Source organism: Stutzerimonas sp. LR2, assembly GCF_055755175.1.
Map to the genome: position 1 here is coordinate 222,351 of NZ_JBVTRR010000001.1, position 21,205 is coordinate 243,555.

General features: G+C 65.8%; 13 protein-coding genes. 11 read left to right on the forward strand and 2 right to left on the reverse strand.

The window, feature by feature from the left end; all coding sequences use genetic code 11:
* Positions 1-3: 3 nt before the first annotated feature.
* Entirely contained in the window at positions 4-1,065 is a 1,062-nt protein-coding gene (glcE, locus tag ACVRRC_RS01050) for a glycolate oxidase subunit GlcE (protein WP_013981566.1), read from the reverse strand.
* The gene (gene glcD, locus ACVRRC_RS01055) at positions 1,065-2,564 is read right to left on the reverse strand and encodes a glycolate oxidase subunit GlcD (RefSeq protein ID WP_045159313.1); all 1,500 of its coding nucleotides are present in this window, start codon (positions 2,562-2,564) and stop codon (positions 1,065-1,067) included. Before glcD ends, glcE begins: the two co-directional genes overlap by 1 nt.
* 233 nt (positions 2,565-2,797) lie before the next feature.
* Between glcD and glcC the strand changes: the two genes are divergently transcribed.
* The 11 genes from glcC to ACVRRC_RS01110 all read left to right on the forward strand — a co-directional run bounded on the left by glcC (position 2,798) and on the right by ACVRRC_RS01110 (position 21,203).
* On the forward strand, positions 2,798-3,571 hold the full coding sequence (gene glcC, locus ACVRRC_RS01060) for a transcriptional regulator GlcC (RefSeq protein ID WP_472996521.1): 774 nt from the start codon (positions 2,798-2,800) through the stop codon (positions 3,569-3,571).
* Between the two features lie 120 nt (positions 3,572-3,691).
* Positions 3,692-4,231, forward strand: a complete 540-nt coding sequence (locus ACVRRC_RS01065) for a chorismate--pyruvate lyase family protein (RefSeq protein WP_472996522.1) — start codon at positions 3,692-3,694, stop codon at positions 4,229-4,231.
* Between the two features lie 41 nt (positions 4,232-4,272).
* Entirely contained in the window at positions 4,273-5,166 is an 894-nt protein-coding gene (ubiA, locus tag ACVRRC_RS01070; RefSeq protein WP_125886312.1) for a 4-hydroxybenzoate octaprenyltransferase, read from the forward strand.
* A gap of 118 nt (positions 5,167-5,284) precedes the next feature.
* Entirely contained in the window at positions 5,285-5,974 is a 690-nt protein-coding gene (phoB, locus tag ACVRRC_RS01075; RefSeq protein ID WP_011911663.1) for a phosphate regulon transcriptional regulator PhoB, read from the forward strand.
* A gap of 62 nt (positions 5,975-6,036) precedes the next feature.
* A complete protein-coding gene (gene phoR, locus ACVRRC_RS01080; protein ID WP_013981562.1) occupies positions 6,037-7,338 on the forward strand; it encodes a phosphate regulon sensor histidine kinase PhoR in 1,302 nt (433 codons plus the stop codon).
* Positions 7,339-7,438: 100 nt separating this feature from the next.
* Positions 7,439-8,782 carry a hemolysin family protein gene (locus tag ACVRRC_RS01085; RefSeq protein WP_019407567.1) on the forward strand — a complete coding sequence of 448 codons (1,344 nt, stop codon included), beginning with the start codon at positions 7,439-7,441 and terminating at the stop codon, positions 8,780-8,782.
* 173 nt (positions 8,783-8,955) lie between these two features.
* Complete coding sequence (locus ACVRRC_RS01090; protein ID WP_014595635.1) at positions 8,956-9,717, forward strand: outer membrane protein; 762 nt, start codon at positions 8,956-8,958, stop codon at positions 9,715-9,717.
* 606 nt (positions 9,718-10,323) lie between these two features.
* The gene (locus tag ACVRRC_RS01095; RefSeq protein WP_313288329.1) at positions 10,324-11,844 is read left to right on the forward strand and encodes a TolC family protein; all 1,521 of its coding nucleotides are present in this window, start codon (positions 10,324-10,326) and stop codon (positions 11,842-11,844) included.
* Positions 11,841-12,620 (forward strand): efflux RND transporter periplasmic adaptor subunit, encoded by a 780-nt coding sequence (locus ACVRRC_RS01100; protein WP_196111913.1) that lies wholly within the window; start codon positions 11,841-11,843, stop codon positions 12,618-12,620. The genes ACVRRC_RS01095 and ACVRRC_RS01100 overlap by 4 nt, the downstream gene beginning before the upstream one ends.
* A gap of 49 nt (positions 12,621-12,669) precedes the next feature.
* The gene (locus ACVRRC_RS01105) at positions 12,670-19,902 is read left to right on the forward strand and encodes a VCBS domain-containing protein (RefSeq protein WP_472996523.1); all 7,233 of its coding nucleotides are present in this window, start codon (positions 12,670-12,672) and stop codon (positions 19,900-19,902) included.
* Positions 19,902-21,203, forward strand: a complete 1,302-nt coding sequence (locus ACVRRC_RS01110; protein ID WP_045157920.1) for an efflux RND transporter periplasmic adaptor subunit — start codon at positions 19,902-19,904, stop codon at positions 21,201-21,203. Before ACVRRC_RS01105 ends, ACVRRC_RS01110 begins: the two co-directional genes overlap by 1 nt.
* Positions 21,204-21,205 lie beyond the last annotated feature (2 nt).

Genomic DNA, 21,205 nt, shown 5'->3' on the forward strand with positions numbered 1-21,205 from the left:
TCGTCAGACCTCAGAATACATGCGGCCGGGGTTGAAGATCCCCTGCGGATCCAGCGCGGCCTTGAGCTGGCGGTGATAGCGCAACAGCGGCGCCGACAGCGGCTGGAACGGATTGCTCGTGGCGCCTGCGGTAAAGCAGGTGGCGTGGCCGCCGACCTCGATGGCGATGCCGCGGATGGTCACCGCATCGGCGTCGGACTTCAGCCAGCGCTGGGCACCGGCCCAGTCCACCAGCTGGTCGCCCGGCAACGCCACGGCTGGCGTGTTGTTCGGCAGCGACAGGCGCCACAGCGGGCGCGGGTCGGCGAAGAAGGCCAGGCGCTGCTCGCGCAGCTCGTTCCAGTAGCCAGGGTCGAGATCCTCGCCGCCGATGCGTTCGCGCGCGGCATTGACCGACCCTTCGCCACCTTCCAGGCGCAGGTAAAGGGCCTTGCCGTCATGGCTGGCGGCGCTGATCGGTACCGGCTGCTGGCCCCATTCGGCGAGCTTGAGCAGCGCACGTTCGAGATCGATTTCCAGACGCAGGCTGGTGCACAGGCGTGGCTTGGGCAGTACCTTGAGCGAGACTTCGGTGAGCACGCCGAGGCAGCCGAAGCTGCCGGCCATCAGGCGCGACAGGTCGTAACCGGCGACGTTCTTCATCACCTCGCCGCCGAAACGCAGGTGCTTGCCCTGGCCGGTGATGACCCGCGAGCCGAGCACGAAATCGCGCACCGAACCGCTCCACGGGCGACGCGGCCCGGACAGCCCGGCGGCGATCATGCCGCCGACGGTGGCGCCTTCGCCAAAGTGCGGCGGCTCGCAAGGCAACATTTGCCCGGCCTCGTCCAGCGTGGCCTCGAGTTCGGCGAGCGGCGTACCGGCACGCGCTGTCACTACCAGCTCGGTGGGGTCGTAGCTGACGATGCCGCGGTGCTCGCGCACGTCGAGCAGCTGACCCTCGGCCGCGCGGCCGAGGAAGGCCTTGCTGCCGCTGCCCTGGATGCGCAGCGGGGTCTTGGCGGCGAGCGCCTGGTTGACCTGGTCCAGCAACAGCGCGCTGGCGTCGTTGGCGATTACGGACATCAGAAACGCTCCAGTTCGGGGAAAGGCAGCTGGCCGTTGTGGATGTGCATGCGGCCGAATTCGGCGCAGCGATGCAGGGTCGGGATGTTCTTGCCGGGGTTGAGCAGGCCGCTCGGGTCGAAGGCCGCCTTCACCGCATGGAACAGCGTCAGCTCGTCGGCGTTGAACTGCGAACACATCTGGTTGATCTTCTCGCGGCCGACGCCGTGCTCGCCGGTGATGCTGCCGCCCACCTTCACGCACAACTCGAGAATCTTGCCGCCCAGGTCTTCGGCGCGTTCCAGCTCACCGGGCTGGTTGGCATCGAAGAGGATCAGCGGGTGCATGTTGCCGTCGCCGGCGTGGAACACGTTGGCCACGCGCAGGCCGAACTGCTCGGACAGATCGGAAATGCCCTTGAGCACGCCGGGCAGCTCGCGGCGCGGGATGGTGCCGTCCATACAGTAGTAATCCGGCGAGATACGTCCAACCGCCGGGAAGGCATTCTTGCGCCCGGCCCAGAAGCGAACGCGCTCGGCTTCGTCCTTGGCCAGGCGCACTTCGGTGGCGCCGGCCAGCTTGAGCACTTCGCTGACGCGCGCGCAGTCGTCGTGCACGTCGGCTTCCACGCCATCCAGCTCGCAGAGCAGGATCGCCTCGGCATCCACCGGGTAGCCGGCGTGGATGAAGTCCTCGGCGGCGCGGATCGACAGGTTGTCCATCATTTCCAGGCCACCGGGGATGATGCCGGCGGCGATGATGTCGCCCACCGCACGACCGGCCTTTTCAACCGAGTCGAAGGCGGCCAGCAGCACCTTGGCCACCTGCGGTTTGGGCAGCAGTTTGACCGTGACTTCGGTGACGATGCCGAGCATGCCTTCGGAGCCGGTGAACAGCGCCAGCAGGTCGAAGCCCGGCGAGTCCAGGGCGTCGGAGCCGAGCGTCATGCGCTCGCCTTCGACGGTGAGGATGTCCACCTTGAGCAGGTTATGCACGGTCAGCCCGTATTTCAGGCAGTGCACGCCACCGGCGTTCTCGGCGACGTTGCCGCCTATGGAACAGGCGATCTGCGACGAGGGGTCCGGTGCGTAATACAGATCGAAGGGAGCCGCGGCCTGGGAGATCGCCAGGTTGCGTACACCGGGCTGGACGCGGGCGAAACGACCGGCCGGGTCCACTTCGATAATCTTGTTGAAGCGCGCCATGACCAGCAGGATGCCCTGCTCCAGCGGCAGCGCACCGCCGGACAGCCCGGTACCGGCGCCGCGAGCGACTACCGGAACGCCGCGCTGATGGCAGAGCTTGAGCAGCGTCTCGACCTGCTCAATGCGCTCGGGCAGCACCACCAGCAGCGGCGTGGTGCGATAGGCGGACAGCCCATCGCACTCGTAGGGCTTGAGGTCCTCGCTGCGGTGGAGGATGTCCAGATCGGGCAACTGCGCCTGCAGCTCGGCCAGCAGGGCGGCCTTGTCGACCTTGGGCAACGCACCATCGACGCGTTCGTCGTAGAGAATGTTCATGGCAGGTTCCGCTTTCGTGAGTCACCGCCAGCGCGGGCAGCTGCGGTGGAATGACGCATCTTTAGCGCCGATGGCCGCGAGCCGTCCATGCCCGCACCAACTGGTCCTACCAGTTTTTTGTAGTCATCCCGTTCAAAGCACTACCTGGAGCCCCTCCAGACTGCGCCGTTAGGTGCTTTTCAGCATTCGAGGTAAACTGCCAGCCAACTGGTCCTACCAGCTGGAGAAGTGGCATGTCGAACGAACCCAACAATGACCGCCGTCAAGTCGCCGACGTGGTGGCCGAGCGCATCGAACGGCTGATCGTCGACGGCGTGCTCAAGGTCGGCCAGGCGCTGCCCTCCGAGCGCCGCCTGTGCGAGAAGCTCGGCATCTCCCGGTCGGCACTGCGCGAAGGCCTGCGCGTTTTGCGCGGGCGCGGCATCATCGAGACCTCCCAGGGCCGCGGCTCCTTCGTCGCCGAGCTGTCCGGCAACCACGACGCCAGCCCATTGATGCACCTGTTCAACTCGCAGCCGCGCACCCTCTACGACCTGCTGGAAGTGCGCGCGCTGCTGGAAAGCGAATCCGCACGGCTCGCCGCACTGCGCGGCACCGACGCGGATTTCGTCCTGCTGCGTCGGCGCTACGAGGAGATGCTCGCCGCCCACGCCAGCGAGCAGGGTGCCGACCCGCGTGAACACGCGCGCCTGGACCATGCCTTCCACCTGGCCATCTGCGAGGCCTCGCACAACCCGGTACTGGTGCATACGCTGCAGTCGCTGACCGACCTGATGCTCAGCACCGTGTTCGCCTCGGTGAACAACCTCTATCACCGGCCGGCGCAGAAACGACAGATCGACCGCCAGCACTCGCGGCTCTACTACGCGGTGATCGAACGCCTGCCCGAGCAGGCCCAGCGTGCCGCGCGCGACCATATCCACGGCATTCGCGACAATCTCAAGGAGATCGAGCAGGAAGAACAGCGCCTGGTGCGCGCCACCATGCGCCTGGAAGGCTGGACCTGACCCCCTGTAGCGTCCCGCCCGCGCTGCTACAGGCCGCGCGCCGGCACAGGGACGCATGCAGCCGCCCGCCAGCCAGGCGCATGCTAGACTCGCCGCTCTTTCCGTCATGCCCGAATCGCCGTGTCCCCGAATCCAGACTGGCTGAGCCCCGACCGCCTGCCCTTCCCGCTCGACCCCGCCCTGCACGACTGGCTTTACGTCGACAAGGGCTCACTGACCCGCCGCCTGACCGAGCTGGCCGATGGCGCCTTCAGTGTGATTCCCCTGCACCAGGCCTGGCAGCCCCTGCGCGCCGACGAGTGCGCCGCGCTCGGCGTGGGCGAGGCGAGCGTGGGATGGGTGCGCGAGGTCTACCTGTGCGGGCATGAACAACCCTGGGTGTTCGCCCGCAGCGTCGCTGCGCGCGCCCAGCTGGACGCCGCCGGGCTGGACCTGCAAAGCCTGGGCAATCGCTCCCTGGGCGAACTGCTGTTCAGCGACCCCGCCTTCGCCCGCGGGCAGCTCGAAGCCTGTCACTACCCGGCGCAATGGCTGCCGCAAGCACAGCGTGTCGACGGCCTCTGGGCGCGGCGCTCGTGCTTCCGCCAGAATCGACTCGGCGTGCTGGTCGCCGAGGTGTTCCTGCCCGCGCTGTGGCAGGCCGCTGCCGTCACACCCTGAGCGAACCGCTGCATGTCCCCCTTCGCCAAGGAGAGCCGCTGATGTATTTGAAGTTGCTGCAATCGTGCAATCGCCTGCACCCGCGCGCCTGGGATTTCATCCAGCTGATGCGCCTGGACAAGCCCATCGGCACCTATCTGCTGCTGTGGCCGACGCTGTGGGCACTGTGGATCGCCGCCGAAGGCGTGCCCAGCGCGAAGAACCTGCTCATCTTCATCACCGGGGTGATCCTGATGCGCGCAGCCGGCTGCGTGGTCAACGATTTCGCCGATCGCAACTTCGATGGCCACGTGCAGCGCACCCAGGCGCGCCCCATGGCCGCCGGGCGGGTCAGTTCGCGGGAGGCCTGGACGCTGTTCGCCATCCTGGTGGGACTGAGCTTCGTGCTGGTGCTGCTGACCAACGCAACCACTGTCTATCTGTCCTTCGGCGCGCTGGCGCTGGCCGCCTGCTACCCGTTCATGAAGCGCTACACCTTTTACCCTCAGGTGGTGCTCGGCGCGGCATTCTCGTGGGGCATGCCGATGGCCTTCACCGCCGAGACCGGCAGCCTGCCGCCGGAAGCCTGGCTGCTGTTCATCGCCAACCTGCTGTGGACAGTGGCCTACGACACCTACTACGCCATGGCCGATCGCGAAGACGACCTGAAGATCGGCATCAAGTCCACCGCCATCCTCTTCGGTGAAGCGGACCGCATCATCATCGTCACCCTGCAGGGGCTGGCGCTGTTCTGCCTGATCCTCGCCGGAGTGCGTTTCGAGCTGGGCCAGTGGTTCCACCTGGGGCTGGTGGTCGCAGCCGGCTGCTTCGCCTGGGAATACTGGAAGACCGCCTCGCGCAAGCCACAAGCCTGCTTCAAGGCGTTCCTGCACAATCACTGGGCGGGCCTGGCGATTCTCGCCGGCATCGTGCTGGATTACGCGACGAAGGCCTGAGCAAAACGCCACTATCGAAGGCAATCTTTCTTGCTCCGGCTTGCCGTCTGCCTGTCACATGGCTGCAATATTTCCGTTATCTAATGCCGAGCGACAAGAACGGACCCGAGGCGTGACCATGAATGGCAAGAGCATACTGATCGTCGATGACGAGGCGCCGATTCGGGAGATGATCGTCGTCGCCCTGGAAATGGCCGGCTATGACTGTCTCGAAGCGGAAAACACCCAACAGGCCCACGCGCTGATCATCGACCGCAAACCGGACCTGATCCTGCTCGACTGGATGCTGCCCGGCACATCGGGCATCGAACTGGCGCGACGGCTCAAGCGCGACGAGCTGACCGCCGACACGCCGATCATCATGCTCACCGCCAAAGGCGAAGAGGACAACAAGATCCAGGGCCTGGAGGTCGGCGCCGACGACTACATCACCAAGCCCTTTTCGCCACGCGAACTGGTGGCCCGGCTGAAGGCCGTGCTGCGCCGCGCGACGCCGGTGGACAGCGAGGCGCCCATCGAGATCGGCGGCCTGCTGCTCGACCCGGTCAGCCACCGAGTCACCATCGACGGCAAACCGGCCGAGATGGGCCCGACCGAATACCGCCTGCTGCAGTTCTTCATGACCCACCAGGAACGCGCCTACACCCGCAGCCAGCTGCTCGATCAGGTCTGGGGCGGCAATGTCTACGTCGAGGAACGCACCGTGGATGTACACATCCGCCGGCTGCGCAAGGCCCTCGGCGAGGCCTACGAGAACCTGGTGCAGACCGTACGCGGCACCGGCTATCGTTTCTCCAGCAAGAGCTGAGCGCGCCGCCTTAGCATGCGTTCCCAACCGCGCACCGTCGCGTTCTCTTCGGAGTACATCGCTTGAATCAGGACTGGCAAGGAGCCCTCGTTCGCCGCCTGCTGCTGTTGCTGGGCGGCTGCCTGCTGCTCGGTCTGATCAGTGGCGAATATGCCTGGGCACTGGTGCTCGGTCTGAGCGGTTACCTCATCTGGACCCTGCGCCAGCTGCTGCGCCTGCAGCGCTGGCTGCACCGCAGCGATCCGGACGAACCACCGCCCGATTCGGCCGGCATCTGGGGCGACGTGTTCGACAACCTCTACCAGCTGCAGCGCCGCGACCTGCGCCTGCGAGGCGAGCTGCAGGGCATCATCGATCGCGCCCAGGGGTCCACCGCAGCGCTCAAGGATGCGGTGATCATGCTCGACAGCGATGGCAACCTGGAGTGGTGGAACCCAGCCGCCAACCGCCTGCTCGGGCTGAAGAAGCCCCAGGATGCCGGCCATCCGATCGGCAATCTGGTGCGTCACCCGGCGTTCAAGGAGTACTTCGACAGCGGCAACTACGACCAGCCGCTGGAGCTGGCCTCGCCGGTGGACGATCGCATCCGCCTGCAGTTCAACATCACCCGCTACGGCAATCGCGAGCACCTGCTGCTGGTCCGCGATGTCACCCGGCTGCATCAGCTGGAGCAGATGCGCAAGGATTTCGTTGCCAACGTCTCCCATGAACTGCGCACGCCGCTCACCGTCATCGCGGGTTATCTGGAAACCCTGCTGGAGCATGCCGAGGGGGTGAACCCGCGCTGGCTCCGCGCGCTACAGCAGATGAACCAGCAGGCCGGGCGCATGCAGCACCTGCTCAACGACCTGCTGTTGCTGGCGCGACTAGAGACCAGCAGCCGCCCGACCGACAACCAGCCAGTGGCGGTCGGATTGCTGCTGCAGTCGATCATCAGCGATGCCCGCGCGCTCTCCGGAGCCCGCGCCCATCTGATCAGCCTGGATGCCGATCCGCAGCTGCAGCTCAAGGGCAGCGAGACGGAACTGCGCAGCGCTTTCTCCAACCTGGTCTTCAACGCGGTGAAATACACCCCCGACGGCGGCACCATCCATGTGCGCTGGTGGGGCGACGAGGCCGGTGCGCACCTGAGCGTCGAGGACAGCGGCATCGGCATCGAACAGAAGCACCTGCCGCGCCTGACCGAGCGCTTCTACCGCGTCGACTCGAGCCGTGCCAGCAGCACCGGCGGCACGGGCCTTGGCCTGGCCATCGTAAAGCACGTGCTGCTGCGCCATCAGGGCCGTCTGGACATCACCAGCGCGCCGGGCCGGGGCAGCTGCTTTTCCTGCCACTTCCCCACCGCCCAGGTGCCCGGACGCTGACCGATCAGCCGACGGCGAGGCGGGAATTTCCCGCTTCGTCGCTTGAAAAGCCGCTGCGCCGCCGCCATCCTGTCGCGATCATTGGCCACCCGACCCCTTCATGGACCCTTCCCCTAGTTACACCGCCTCCTCCTACTTCGCCGATTTCGGTCTGATTCTCTTTGCCCTGTTCCTCGTGCTGCTCAACGGCTTCTTCGTCGCCGCCGAGTTCGCCATGGTCAAGCTGCGCGCCACCAAGGTGGAAGCCATTGCCAGCCGTCACGGCTGGCGCGGACACATCCTGCGCACCGTGCACCAGCAACTGGACGCCTATCTCTCGGCCTGCCAGCTGGGCATCACCCTGGCCTCGCTGGGGCTTGGCTGGGTCGGCGAGCCGGCCTTCGCCCACCTGCTCGAACCCGTGCTGGCCAGCTTCGGCATCCAGTCGCCGGCACTGGTGCACGGCATCGCCTTCTTCACGGCGTTCTTCATCATTTCCTACCTGCACATCGTCATCGGCGAGCTGGCGCCCAAGTCCTGGGCGATCCGCAAGCCCGAGCTGCTGTCGCTATGGACGGCCGTGCCGCTGTACCTGTTCTACTGGCTGATGTACCCGGCGATCTACCTGCTCAACGCCAGCGCCAATGCCATCCTGCGCATCGCCGGCCAGGGCGAGCCAGGCGCACACCACGACCATCACTACAGCCGCGAGGAGCTCAAGCTGATCCTGCACTCCAACCGCGCCCGCGACCCGAGCAACCCGCAGATCCAGGTGTTGGCCTCGGCGGTAGAGATGAGTGAACTGGAGGTCGTCGACTGGGCCAACTCCCGAGAGGACCTGCTGCAGCTGGAGCACGACGCTCCGCTGAGCGAGATTCTGGAAGTCATCCGCCGCCACAAGTACAGCCGCTACCCGGTCTATGACGGCATCAAGGGCGAGTACGTCGGCCTGCTGCACATCAAGGACCTGCTGCTGGCGCTGGCGGCCGACGATCGCCTGGCCGAGCATTTCTGCCTGGACGAGCTGCTGCGTCCGCTGGAGCGGGTGTCCAAGCACATGCCGCTGGCCAGCCTGCTGGAGCAGTTCCGCCAGGGCGGCGCACATTTCGTGCTGGTGGAAGAAGGCGACCACAAGGTGATCGGCTTCCTGACCATGGAGGATGTGCTGGAAGTGCTGGTCGGCGACATCCAGGACGAGCACCGCAAGACCGAACGCGGGGTTCTCGCCTACCAGCCCGGCAAGCTGCTGGTGCGTGGCGACACGCCGCTGTTCAAGCTGGAGCGCCTGCTGGACATCGACCTCGATCATGTGGAGGCCGAGACCCTGGCCGGACTCGTCTACGAAACGCTCAAGCGCGTTCCCGACGAAGATGAAGTGTTGCAGGTCGAAGGCCTGCAGATCGTCATCAAGAAGATGCGCGGCCCCAAGATCGTACTGGCCAAGGTGCTGAAATATCAGGGCTAGCGTCGCTGGCCCGATATTTACATTCTGCTTTACATGCCGCTCGCTAATACTTGATTTACAAGAATTTACGACCGCTCATCGTGATCTCGAGAATTTTGCCGCCTCGCCCTGCTCCACGGCATAGGCGCCTCGCCCGGGGCGCCATGGCTTTCAAGTGACGATGGAGCAATCTCATGCGCATCAACGGTTTGACCACCACGGCGGCGCTGGCCCTGTGCCTGGCCGGCACGTCCCACGCCTTCGCCCAGTCCGCTACCGGCCCGATCTCCAACATCGGCGTCATCGGCTCGCACAATCAGTACAAGCTGACCATCGATGACGAGAGTGACAAGGAGCGCCTGAACCAGGGCGGCCTGTACTACAACTTCGGCAACAAGCTCACCGGCCAGGAAGGTTTCATCTACCAGGCCGGCATCGAGGGGCAGTACCGCGACAAGGATGATGTCGAGTTCCTCTCCGCTCGCGCCGATCTCGACCTGGGCCTGCGCGCAGCGTTGAGCACCAACAACTACGTGGATGTGATCGTCGGCGGTGGCTACGACTGGGGCCGCATCGAGCAGGACGACGTTCGGGTCGGTCCGTTCGAGGAAGACGTCAAGCTGACCACGCGCTCACCTTTCGCCAAGGCCGGCCTCGGCTACAACTACCTGACGCCCGACTACACCGTGCGCCTGGAGGTCGGAGCCCGCTATTCCATCGAGGCCGACAGCAAGCTCAAGGTCGGCGGTGAAAGCGATACCGTCGACCTGAAGGACAAGGTCAACCCCTACGGCGAGCTGACCGTGCTGTGGAACAAGGGCATCAACAACATGCCGATCAGCACCAGCCTGTACTACACCCAGACCCGCTACGAACTCGACAGCAACAGCGAGCTCGCCGAGAACAGCAAGCTCAAGCAGGAGCAGGTCGGCCTGAAGGTTGGTCTGGCGTTCTAGCCTAGAAGACTGCCCGCCGCCGCTCAGCGCGCGCCTCGCCGCAGCCGGGCGGGCAGAAAGGCAACTGCAAATTGTGAAGTCCCGGGGTGCGCTCGGCGCCCCGAGGGCTACCGCCAGCCTTCTGACGGCGGCAACGCCCCCCTGATCCCTGCCGCACTTATCCGCCGACCGATACGAAAGGCGGAGTGGACTAATCCCTTAGTACTGATCCGACGACTGACACGCCCGGGACGCTCGCTTAGCCACCCGTTTGGCGCCAGAATTTCGGGAATAGACGATAAGAATTAATCCCCATACAGTTCGTCGGGAACTGCATCACAGTTGGTCTGTGAGGCATATCACTTGCTAATGCCTACTTAACGACAAGAAAACAACATCGGCTGCGGCTTCCTGCGCCAGCCGAATTCCCCGGCCTGGTCAGGGTCGGGAGCTAGACCCTCGCCTCAGTGGACTCGAAGCGATCGGAGCACAACGGTGCTGTGAGGACTGCTGGTGCCTGTGCGAAACCGCCGTGCCTGGTGCACGTCCGGCATGGAAGCCGGAGATCGACCGATTTCGCGCAGCTACGACCGCGCGGTAACCCAAACCGTTTCGCAGACGCTTCCGATGACGTATCTACCTTACGCTAAGACCACCCTGGCCCTAGTTGCCGCCCTGTCCCTTACCGCCTGTGCACAGCTGGAGCCGCGCCCGCTGACCGAGCAGACGCTGATCGATCAGAACCGCGCTGATCAGCAGAGCGCGCAGCAGGACGTGGAGCCCATCATCGGCGCTCTGACGCTTGACGAGGCCATGGCCCGCGCCCTCAAGTACAACCTCGATCGCCGCGCGCGCCTGCTCGAGCAGGCGCTGGCCTTCCAGCAGTACGACGTATCGCGCTACGACATGCTGCCCAAGCTGCTGGCCCAGGCCGGCTACAGCTCGCGCGACAACGACAAGATCAGTCAGAGCCGCAATGCCGAAGACGGCTCCCTGTCGCAATCACGCTTCATCTCCCAGGACCGCGATCACACCGTCAGCTCCCTGGCGCTGAGCTGGAACATGCTCGATCTGGGAGTTGGCTACTACGGAGCGCGCCAGCAGGCCGACCGCGCGCTGGTGGCCGGCGAGAAGCGGCGCAAGGCCATGCATCTGCTGATGCAGGATGTGCGCACCGCCTTCTGGCGCGCCGTGAGCGCACAGAAGCTCGGCAGCGAAGTACGTGCCGCCACCCAGATGGCCGAAGAAGCGCTTGCCGATGCCCGCCAGGCCGAGGCCGAACGCCTGCGCAACCCGCTCGACTCGCTGCGCTACCAGCGCCAGGTGCTGGAAAACCTGCGTCTGCTCGAAGCCATCGAACAGGAACTCTCCACCGCCCAGACCGAACTGGCGCTGCTCATCAACGCCCCGCTGGGCCAGCCGATCACCCTCGTCGAGCCGGCCTTCGAGCTCGACCGCCAGGCACTGGCCGTGCCGGTCGCCGTGATGGAAGACACTGCGCTGGGCGCCAACGCCGATTTGCGCGAGGCCCACTACAACGCCCGCATCGCCCGCGAGGAAACCCGTAAGACACTGGTGCGGCTGTTTCCCAGCCTGAACTTCAGCTACGGCCTGAACTACGACACCGACAGCTACCTGGTGAACCGCCAGTGGAACGAAGCCGGTGTGCAGCTTTCCTTCAACCTGTTCAACCTGCTGACCGGCCCGGGACAGCTCAAGCTGGCCGAGGCCGGTGTCGCGCTGGCCGACCAGCGGCGGGTGTCCATGCAGATGGCGGTGCTCGCCCAGGTTCACCTGGCACGTCAGCAACTGGTCAACGCCCAGCATCAATTCAGCCGTGCCGATGCCATCTGGACCATCGACCGCCGCATCAGCGAGCACATGGATAACCGTGAGGCGATGCAGGTGCAGAGCAAGCTCGACCGGGTCGCCAACCAGACCACCACCATTCTCAGCCTGCTGCGCCGTTACCAGGCGCTCGCCCAGGCGCAGACCGCCGAAGCGCGGCTGCAGGCCACGCTCGGGGTGGAGCCGGAGATCGGCAGCGTCGGTGATCTGACGCTGGCCGAACTGACCCGGAAGCTGGCCGCCGGCCACGGCAACTGGCAGACGCTCGCCCGCCGCGACGGCCAGGAATCCAGCCGATGAAGACAATCCCTCTGGTTCTGCTGCTGATCGCCGCGACTGGCATGGCCCAGGCGCAAACCGCGGAAACCGCGCCGGCACGCGCCGGGCTGGAGCGTCAGGAAATCCGCGCACAGCTGTTGCCACGGCAGTTCACCACCCTGGCTGCGGAGATCGGTGCCAAGGTCAACAGGCTGCCGGTTCCCGAGGGCGGCGCATTCAAGGCCGGGCAGCTGCTGGTCAGCTTCGATTGCAGTGTGCAACAGGCGATGTTGCAGAAGGCGCGCGCCGAGCTGAACGCCGCCGAGGCGACCGACAAGGCCAACCAGCGTCTGGCCGAGCTGAATTCCGTCGGTCAGCTGGAAGTGGACCTCGGTCGCGCCGGTCGGCAGAAAGCCGTCGCCGAAGTCGGCGCGCAGCAGGCGGTGCTCGGCAAGTGCGGTATCAGCGCGCCCTTCGCCGGGCGCGTCGCCGAGCAGAAGGTGCGCGAGCAGCAGTTCGTCCAGCCCGGCCAGCCGTTGCTGGACATCCTCGACGACAGCGTCTTGGAGCTCGAATTTCTGGTGCCGTCTGCCTGGCTGGTCTGGCTACGCACCGGGCAGACCTTCGATGTGGAAATCGACGAGACCGGCCAGCGTTACCCGGCACGCTTCGAGCGCATAGGCGCGCGGGTCGACCCGGTCAGCCAGTCGGTCAAGGTCGCTGCGGCCATCGATGGCCGCTTCCCCGAACTGATCGCTGGCATGAGCGGCCGCGTGCGTGTCACGCCGCCCAATGCCAACCAGACGCCCAATCAATAAACGCAGGCATTTCCGCTGGTGCTGCTGACGCTGCCCATCGAGGTCCGACATGGCTGACAAGACCCGAACCAACACCGCCCCCTCCCGCCTGGTGCGCAATCGCCCGCGGCCCATGGCGCTCGAGCAGCGCTTCGTCTTCGACGGGGCGGCAGCGGCCGACGCGGTGGATGCCGCCAGCGCCCCGCTCGCCGACACGGCCGATATGGCAGACGCTGCACACGAGCCGACGACCGATTTCGACCACGCCGCTGCGGTGTCGCTGCCAGCGGGCATCACGGCACAACCCGGGTTATTCCGCCCAGGCAGCGACGACCCTGCTCTGAGCGAGGCCTCAGCGAGCGCCGCCGAGCAGATCCGCCAGTTCCTCGCCCAGGCCAGTGACGGACAGCTGTTCGCGCTCTTCAACGGTGACCAGAGCGCACCAAACGAGGCCTGGCAGCAAACCTTGGCCCAACTGCGCACGGCAATCGCGGACGGCACCATGCAGATCGATGTAGCCCTGCTGGACAACGCCCAGATCAAGGGCGCCATGGCCGCCTACGCCCCGGAAGGTCCTGGCGCCGCACCGGTGATCTATCTCAACAGCGACTGGCTCGGGGTGCTCGACACCCAGCAGGTGTCGCGCCTGCTGGTCGAGGAGTACGGCCATCACCTGGACCACCTGCTCAATCAGGGGCTGGACACGCCGGGAGACGAAGGCCAGCGCTTCGCCGCTGCAGTCACCGGCCTGGACAGCAGCACGCCCGGCTTCGCCGGCGATGACGACCACGCCACTCTGGACCTGGACGGCGAAGCCGTTGCGGTGGAATTCGCCACCCTGACCTTCAGCAACGCCTATGAAGTCAACACCGCAACCACCCCGGCAGGGAAGGAATCGAACTCGCACGATTTCGTTTATGCCCCCCTCGGCCAGGTGATCGTCAGCGACGCGATCAACAGTCGCTTCTTCAGCGGCAACGACGTCTCGGCAACGGCCGTGACGATTGGCAACACCACCTACTACGGGTGGATCAGCCGTCCGATCAAGAGCGGCGGCATCGTGCGCGGCTTCTACTTCTGGACCGACGCGGACTTCACCTCTCTGGCCGCCGCCCAGGCCGACGGCAACATGGATGGCGACAGCAATGTCGCCGACAACCGTGGCTTCCTGCTGGTGGTGGATCAGGCCTGGTTCGACAGCCTGGGGTGGAAGAACCAGGCGCTGAACATCAAGAACGTCGGCTCCTCGTCCGACCGTGTCGACGCAGCACTCAACACCCTGGTCGGTCCGGTGCCGACGCCGACCGCCGTCGCCGATGTCGCCAACGGCACACCCGGTACCAGCGGCGGCGCGGCGGTGGAAGCCGGCGGTATCGCGAACGGCATCGCTGGCAGCGCAGCCACCGGCAACGTACTGAGCAACGACACCGGCGGCGACGGCAAGCGGGTAACCGCAGCGGGCACCACTTCCGCCAGCCAGAGCGTCACCGTTGCGACCACTTCGGCCAACGGTGCGGTCGTGACGGGCCTCTACGGCACGCTGACCCTTGGTGCCGATGGCAGCTACCGCTACGTGGTCAACGACACCAATGCGCAGGTGCAGGCCCTGCGAACTGCCAGCGATACATTGGTCGATACCTTCACCTACCGCATGACCGATGCCTCCGGCGCGACCTCCACCACCACCCTCAGCGTGACCATCCAGGGTGCCAACGATGCGCCGGTGGCCAGGGATGACTACAACACGGCGAAGGAGTCGCTGCAGACCAGCGGCGCCTACGGCACTAACGACCCTCAGGGCTCGCTTGCGACGGGCAATGTGCTGACCAACGACACCGATGTGGATCGTGGCGACACGAAGACGGTTGCTGATCTCGCTGGCAGCGCGGTGATTGGCGCGGTAAGCACGACAGCCACATCAGCTACGTTGGTTTTCGTACCCGGTACTACGTTCAGCCCTGTGGGCAACGGTGACGAAGCCTGGATTCTGGTAAACGGCACCTACCGGGCCATGTTCAGCGCCACCGGTGTGCAGATCACGGCCACCGGCGGCTATGACAGCACAGCACGCACCATTCCGTTGAGCAGCTCGCCTGCCACCTATTACGACTCTGCTGCCCCGGGCAATCGCGTGGCTATCACGTCGCTCGATGGACAGAAGATCGGTTTCAAGAACTCCACTTCGACGACAACCGAAGGTACCAACTCGATGAAAATCGGCGACGTCGCAACGTCGCAGAGTGTCGGCACCTCAACCGTCACATTGACGCCGAACCGTTCGAGTGGGCTGATCGCAGCAGGCATGCTGGTCTCTGGCAATGGAGTATCCGAAGGTACTTCGGTGCAAAGCGTTACCTATGACGCGCAGGGCACACCGATCTCCATCGTGCTTAACAAGACCATCACCAGCACAGCGGACGCGACCCTGTCGTTCTACGCAGCGGTCGGAAGCACAATCACCGGCCGTTACGGCACGCTCCAGCTCAACGCAGATGGCAGTTATGTCTATACGCCCACGGCCAACAACCCAGCATTGAGTGCAGGTGAGTCAGGCGTCGAGCAGTTCAGATACACGACACGCGACGCCAGTGGTGCAACCAGTAGCGCGACCCTGCACATCACGGTGCTCGGCTCTGGTACCAATGATCCCAATGCAGTGAACGATGTTGCGACGGCCACCGAAGCGGGCGGCATCGCCAATGGCACCGTCGGTACCAACCCGAGCGGCAATCTGCTCACCAACGACACTACGCCCAGCGGCAGCAATAGCATCGTCTCGGCACGCGCCACAGGCAGTAGCGCGAGCACCGCCGTCGGGACCAACACCCAGCTGGTCGGCCTTTACGGCACCCTGACCCTCAGCGCCAACGGCAGCTACACCTATGTCGTCGACAACAGCAACGCCACCGTGCAGGCCCTGCGGGACACCAGCACCACGCTGACGGAAACCTTCATCTACACCGTCGAGAACGGCCTGACTGCCGCCAACGGCGCTCGTCTGCAGGACTCCGCCACCCTGACCATCACCGTCCGTGGCGCCAACGATGCGCCGGTGGCTGCGGACACCATCGCCACGGCAATCGAAGCTGGCGGCATCAACAATGGCACTCCTGGCTACAACCCAGGCGGCAACGTGCTGGATTCGGTCACCGACGTGGACGACGCGCGCAGCGAACTGCGCGTGACGGCCGTGCGCGTGGGCGGCACGGAAGGCAGCGGCACAGCCGGCACACTCGGCTCGCCACTGGCCGGCCTGTATGGGTCTCTGACGCTGTCTGCCGATGGTCGCTGGACGTACACCCTCAATAACAGCAACGCCGCCGTCCAGGCATTGAGCCCCGGCCAGACGCTGACCGAACGCTTCAACTACACCGTCACCGACCGCTCCGGCAACGGGCTGACGGATATCGCAGTCCTGACCATCACCATCGAAGGGGCTCAGGACACCGTCGCGGTCAACAGCGTGTTCGTCAACGAGGCCTCGCCCTACGCCGTGTTCACCGTCACCGGCAGCGCCGGTGTCGCGGTGCGCCTGGAACTGGGCAGCGCGGGCCTGCCGCCGACCGATGCACGCGCCACGCTGTCCGGCGCGGGCGCAGATATCGCCAGTACATTGGAATATTTCAACGGCAGCAGCTGGCAGACCTATGTCGCCAACAGCTCGGTCGTCATTCCCACCGGCGACAAGCTGCTGGTGCGCGTGGCGGTCCGGCAGGACGACGTTCATGAAGGCAACGAATCCTTCACCCTGACCGCATTTGTCAGTCAGGACAACAGCAGCACCGGCATCGGCACCATCAACGACGAAGGCGAGGGCGACATCTATCAGCCCGGCAATACCAGCGGCACGCCCGATAGCGGCGCAGTCCTGGACGACGATCGGCCTACGCTCAGCGTATCCAGTCCGTCGGTCAACGAGGGTGCGTACGCCGAGTTCATCGTCAGTCTCGACAAGCGCTCCACCCAGCCGGTCAGCTTCAGCCCGGTACTGGCCAGCGCAACGGCAGGTATCGGTGTTGATACGACCGGGACGCTGGAGTGGTTCGATGGCAGCGCCTGGGTCGAGGTCAGAGGACCGGTCACCATTGCCGCCGGCGAGCTGTCCGTACGTCTGCGCATCGCCACGGAAGATGACAGCTTCGTCGAAACCAGCGAGACCTTCGCCCTGCGTACCGGCGCAGTCTCCGGCACGGTCACCAACCTGGGCGGCGCCGAGGGTATTGCCACCATTCTGGACAATGACCTGCCGGCCCCGAACAACCGCCCACCGATCGCCGTCAACGACACGCTAAGCGCCACCGAAGACACTACCGCCAGCTACACCGCCACGCAGCTGCTCGGCAACGACAGCGACCCGGACAACGACAGCATCTTCATTGCCTCCGTGACTCGCGGGGTCGGCGGCGATGTGACGCTAAACCCGGACGGCACTGTCACGTTCACGCCGGCTCCGAACTTCAACGGCACCGCGACCTTCACCTACACCGTAAGCGACGGCAACCTGCTCTCGGCGCCCGCCACGGTGACCATCACCGTAGCGGCGGTGAACGATCCTGCCGTAATCGGCGGTACAGATACCGGCTCGGTAACCGAGGACCTAGACGTCACAGCGGGCAACCTGACCACCGGCGGCACGCTGACCGTTGCCGACCCGGATACCGGCGAAGCCAGCTTCCAGCCCACCGTCAGCGCTCCGGCCGGAACACTGGGCACTTTGACCATCGCCCCCAACGGCACCTGGACCTACAGCGTGCCGAACAGCGCGGTGCAGTACCTGAAATCCGGTGAAACAAAGGTCGAGACCTTTACCGTCAGCACCGTGGACGGCACCCAGCAGACCGTCACCGTGACCATCCATGGTGTAAGCGACATAGCCGTGATCGGCGGCGACGCGGCGGGCGCAGTGACCGAGGACCTCAACGTCACAGCGGGCAACCTGACCACCGGTGGCGCACTCACCGTTACCGACCCGGATGCCGGTGAAGCCAGCTTCCATGGCACCGTCACACCTTCGGCCGGCGCCCTCGGCAGCCTGACCATCGCCCCCAACGGCACCTGGACCTACAGCGTGCCGAACAGCGCGGTGCAGTACCTGAAATCCGGTGAAACAAAGGTCGAGACCTTTACCGTCAGCACCGTGGACGGCACCCAGCAGACCGTCACCGTGACCATCCATGGTGTAAGCGACATAGCCGTGATCGGCGGCGACGCGGCGGGCGCAGTGACCGAGGACCTCAACGTCACAGCGGGCAACCTGACCACCGGTGGCGCACTCACCGTTACCGACCCGGATGCCGGTGAAGCCAGCTTCCAAGGCACCGTCACGCCTTCGGCCGGCGCCCTCGGCACCCTGACCATCGCCCCCAACGGCACCTGGTCCTACAGCGTGGCCAACAGTGCGGTGCAATACCTGAAGTCCGGTGAAACAAAGGTCGAGACCTTTACCGTCCAGTCCGTCGATGGCACCGCACACACCGTTACCGTGACCATCCACGGCGTAAGCGACACAGCTGTCATCGGCGGCGACGCGGCGGGCGCAGTGACCGAGGACCTCAACGTCAACGGACAGGGCAACCTGACCACCGGTGGCACGCTGACCGTCGCCGACCCGGATGCCGGTGAAGCCAGCTTCCAGCCCACCGCCAGCGCTCCGGCCGGAACACTGGGCGCTCTGACCATCGCCCCCAACGGCACCTGGACCTACAGCGTGCCGAACAGCGCGGTGCAGTACCTGAAGTCCGGTGAAACCAAGGTCGAGACCTTTACCGTCCAGTCCGTCGATGGCACCGCACACACCGTTACCGTGACCATCCACGGCGTAAGCGACATAGCCGTGATCGGCGGCAACGCGGTGGGCGCAGTGACCGAGGACCTCAACGTCAACGGACAGGGCAACCTCACCACGGGCGGTAGCCTGACTATCACCGATCCCGATACCGGCGACGCCAGCTTCCAAGGCACCGTCACGCCTTCGGCCGGCGCCCTCGGCACCCTGACCATCGCCCCCAACGGCACCTGGTCCTACAGCGTGGCCAACAGCGCGGTGCAGTATCTGAAAGCCGGTCAGACCAAGGTGGAAACCTTTACCGTCCAGTCCGCCGATGGCACCGCGCACACCATCACCGTGACCATCCACGGCGTGAACGATCCAGCGCAGTTCGCGCCGAGCGGCCAACAGGGCTATGTTCAGGAGGACACCTTGCTCACCTCGGAGGGGCAGCTCAGCGTGACGGATGCCGACCTGGGCGAAGCGGTTGTGGTAGCGCAGCCGGGAACGCGCGGCACGTATGGCGAGTTCAGCATCGACGCAGCCGGGCGTTGGCGCTATGTACTGGATAACACCGCTCCCATCGTGCAAGCGCTCGGCACCGCGGACATTCGCACCGAGACCTTTGCCGTCACCACGGCCGACGGCAGTACGACGACGGTGTCCATTACCGTGCAGGGGCTGGACGAGGCCGTCGCGCCTCAACCTCAACCACCGCGGCCAACACCACCGCAGCCCGCACCACAACCACAACCCGAGCCGGTACAGCCTCAGCCGCAGCCACCGCAGCCGCAACCTTTGCCTCCAGTGGTCGTCAGCCCGCCCCAGCCGGCTGCGCCAGTGCCGCTTCCGGCTCCGGCCGTACCGGAGCCTGCAGCACCGCCGCCCGCGCCCGCACCGTTCGACACGGCAGTGGCGCCGGCCACTACCCTGGCGGCACCATCGGCGGTTGCTGCGCCACTGATCGCGGCGGTGCAGAGCCGCGAACTGGATATCACGTTCCAGGCCCGCGGCGACTTCGGGGACCTCTATACCCAACGGAGTGGTTTCCAGATCGTCGTCATCGAGTCCCCTCAGCCACGCCTGAGCCTGTATCACGGCATCTCTGATCAGTACGCCGACGCCGGTGCGACCAGCAGCTTCTCGGTGCCCTATGACGCCTTCGCGCACACCGATCCGAACGAGCGCATCCTGCTCAGCGCAACCCAGGCCAACGGCCAGCCACTGCCCGGCTGGGTGCGCTTCGACCCGCAGAGCGGCAAGTTCGAACTGGTTGCCCCGTCCGGCTATCGCGGCGAGCTGACCATCAAGGTCGTGGCGCGTGACAGCCAAGGCCGGGAAGCCAGTGCACTGTTCCGCTTCAGTGTCGGCGAGCGCAGGGCGAGCGAGGCCGGCCGCGCCGGTCTCTCGGACCTGCTGCGCAAGGCTGCGGCGCAGCGCCCGGTGCAGGCAATGGAGCGCGCGCTGGCCAGCCCGGCGGTGGAGGCCGTCAGCGCATCGGCTGACGCTGCCGGCAAAGCGCACCGGGCCGGCTGATGGAGCGCTCGCCACTCGCCACGCTGCTGGAACTCGGTCGGCAAGCCAGACAGGCCGAGTCGTCGGCCGAGCTGCAGTTTCTGCTGGTCAACGACAGCCACGGCCTGGCCCCCTACAGGCAGGCCGCGTTGTGGCTCGACGACGGCGTGCGGGCGCTGTCCGGCGTGATGCAGGTGGAAGCCAACGTGCCCTACGTGCTCTGGCTGCAGGCACTGTGCCGACAGTTGGCGCAGACTCAGGGCACCCGCGTGGTCGCACGCGACGCGCTGCCAGACGCACTCGTCCGTGACTGGGACGAATGGCTGCCAGCCGACGTGCTGTGGCTGTCGCTGGGCAATGCCGGTGGCGTGCTGCTCGCGCGCGACCTGCCGTGGCGCGAGGGCGAAATCGCCCTGCTCGGCGAGTGGGCCGGAATCTGGCATCACGCTTGGCAATCGCACCAGGCGCCACGGCATCGATGGGCCCGTGGTCGTCGCCCGCGGCCGGCTTCACGCGGACGTCGGCGGGCCCTGTATGTCGCCGTCTCGTTACTGGTAGCTGCGCTGATTCCCGTGCGGCTGACCGTGCTGGCGCCCGGCGAACTGGTGCCGGCCAGCCCGGCTGTGATTCGCGCGCCGCTGGAAGGCGTCATCGACGTGTTCCACGTGCAGCCCAACGAGCAGGTTCGCCAGGGCCAGCCGTTGTTCGGTTTCGATGAGGTATTGATCCAGAATCGCCTGGAAATCGCCCGCCAGGCCCTCGCCACGGCAGAGGCCGAGTATCGCCAGACGGCCCAGCAGGCGCTCGGCGATCCCCGCGCCAAGGCGCAGCTGGCAGTCCTTACCGGGCGTATCGAGGAGAAACGCACCGAGGTGGTCTACGGCACCGACCAGCTGGCCCGCGCCCGGGTGCTGGCACCACGGGACGGCATTGCGCTGTTCGATGATCCGTCCGAGTGGATCGGCCGCCCGCTTGGCATCGGCGAGCGCATCATGCGTATCGCTGCGCCGGCCGACGTCGAGGTCGAGGCCTGGGTGCCGCTGGCCGATGCGATTCCGCTGGACGAAGGCAGCCCGGTAGCCCTGCACCTCAACGCCAGCCCGCTGGCGCCGGCCCGCGCCACCCTGCGCTACTTCGCCCACGACGCGGTGGAACGTCCGGACGGCAGCTTCGCCTACCGCGTCCGTGCCCGCCTCGACGCCCCCACCGAACATCGCGTCGGCCTCAAGGGCACCGCGCGCTTCAGTGGCGGCTGGGTGCCCCTTGGCTACTGGGCGCTGCGCCGGCCGTTGGCCAGCCTGCGCGCCGCCATCGGGTGGTGACC

What these genes read in the sequence shown, in the direction of transcription:
- ACVRRC_RS01110 (WP_045157920.1), top strand. Translation starts at nt 19,902, where the DNA reads ATGGAGCGCTCGCCACTCGCCACGCTGCTGGAACTCGGTCGGCAAGCC.
- glcC (WP_472996521.1), top strand. Translation starts at nt 2,798, where the DNA reads ATGTCGAACGAACCCAACAATGACCGCCGTCAAGTCGCCGACGTGGTG.
- phoB (WP_011911663.1), top strand. Translation starts at nt 5,285, where the DNA reads ATGAATGGCAAGAGCATACTGATCGTCGATGACGAGGCGCCGATTCGG.
- ACVRRC_RS01085 (WP_019407567.1), top strand. Translation starts at nt 7,439, where the DNA reads ATGGACCCTTCCCCTAGTTACACCGCCTCCTCCTACTTCGCCGATTTC.
- ACVRRC_RS01100 (WP_196111913.1), top strand. Translation starts at nt 11,841, where the DNA reads ATGAAGACAATCCCTCTGGTTCTGCTGCTGATCGCCGCGACTGGCATG.
- ACVRRC_RS01090 (WP_014595635.1), top strand. Translation starts at nt 8,956, where the DNA reads ATGCGCATCAACGGTTTGACCACCACGGCGGCGCTGGCCCTGTGCCTG.
- glcD (WP_045159313.1), bottom strand. Translation starts at nt 2,564, where the DNA reads ATGAACATTCTCTACGACGAACGCGTCGATGGTGCGTTGCCCAAGGTC.
- ACVRRC_RS01095 (WP_313288329.1), top strand. Translation starts at nt 10,324, where the DNA reads ATGACGTATCTACCTTACGCTAAGACCACCCTGGCCCTAGTTGCCGCC.
- ubiA (WP_125886312.1), top strand. Translation starts at nt 4,273, where the DNA reads ATGTATTTGAAGTTGCTGCAATCGTGCAATCGCCTGCACCCGCGCGCC.
- ACVRRC_RS01105 (WP_472996523.1), top strand. Translation starts at nt 12,670, where the DNA reads ATGGCTGACAAGACCCGAACCAACACCGCCCCCTCCCGCCTGGTGCGC.
- glcE (WP_013981566.1), bottom strand. Translation starts at nt 1,065, where the DNA reads ATGTCCGTAATCGCCAACGACGCCAGCGCGCTGTTGCTGGACCAGGTC.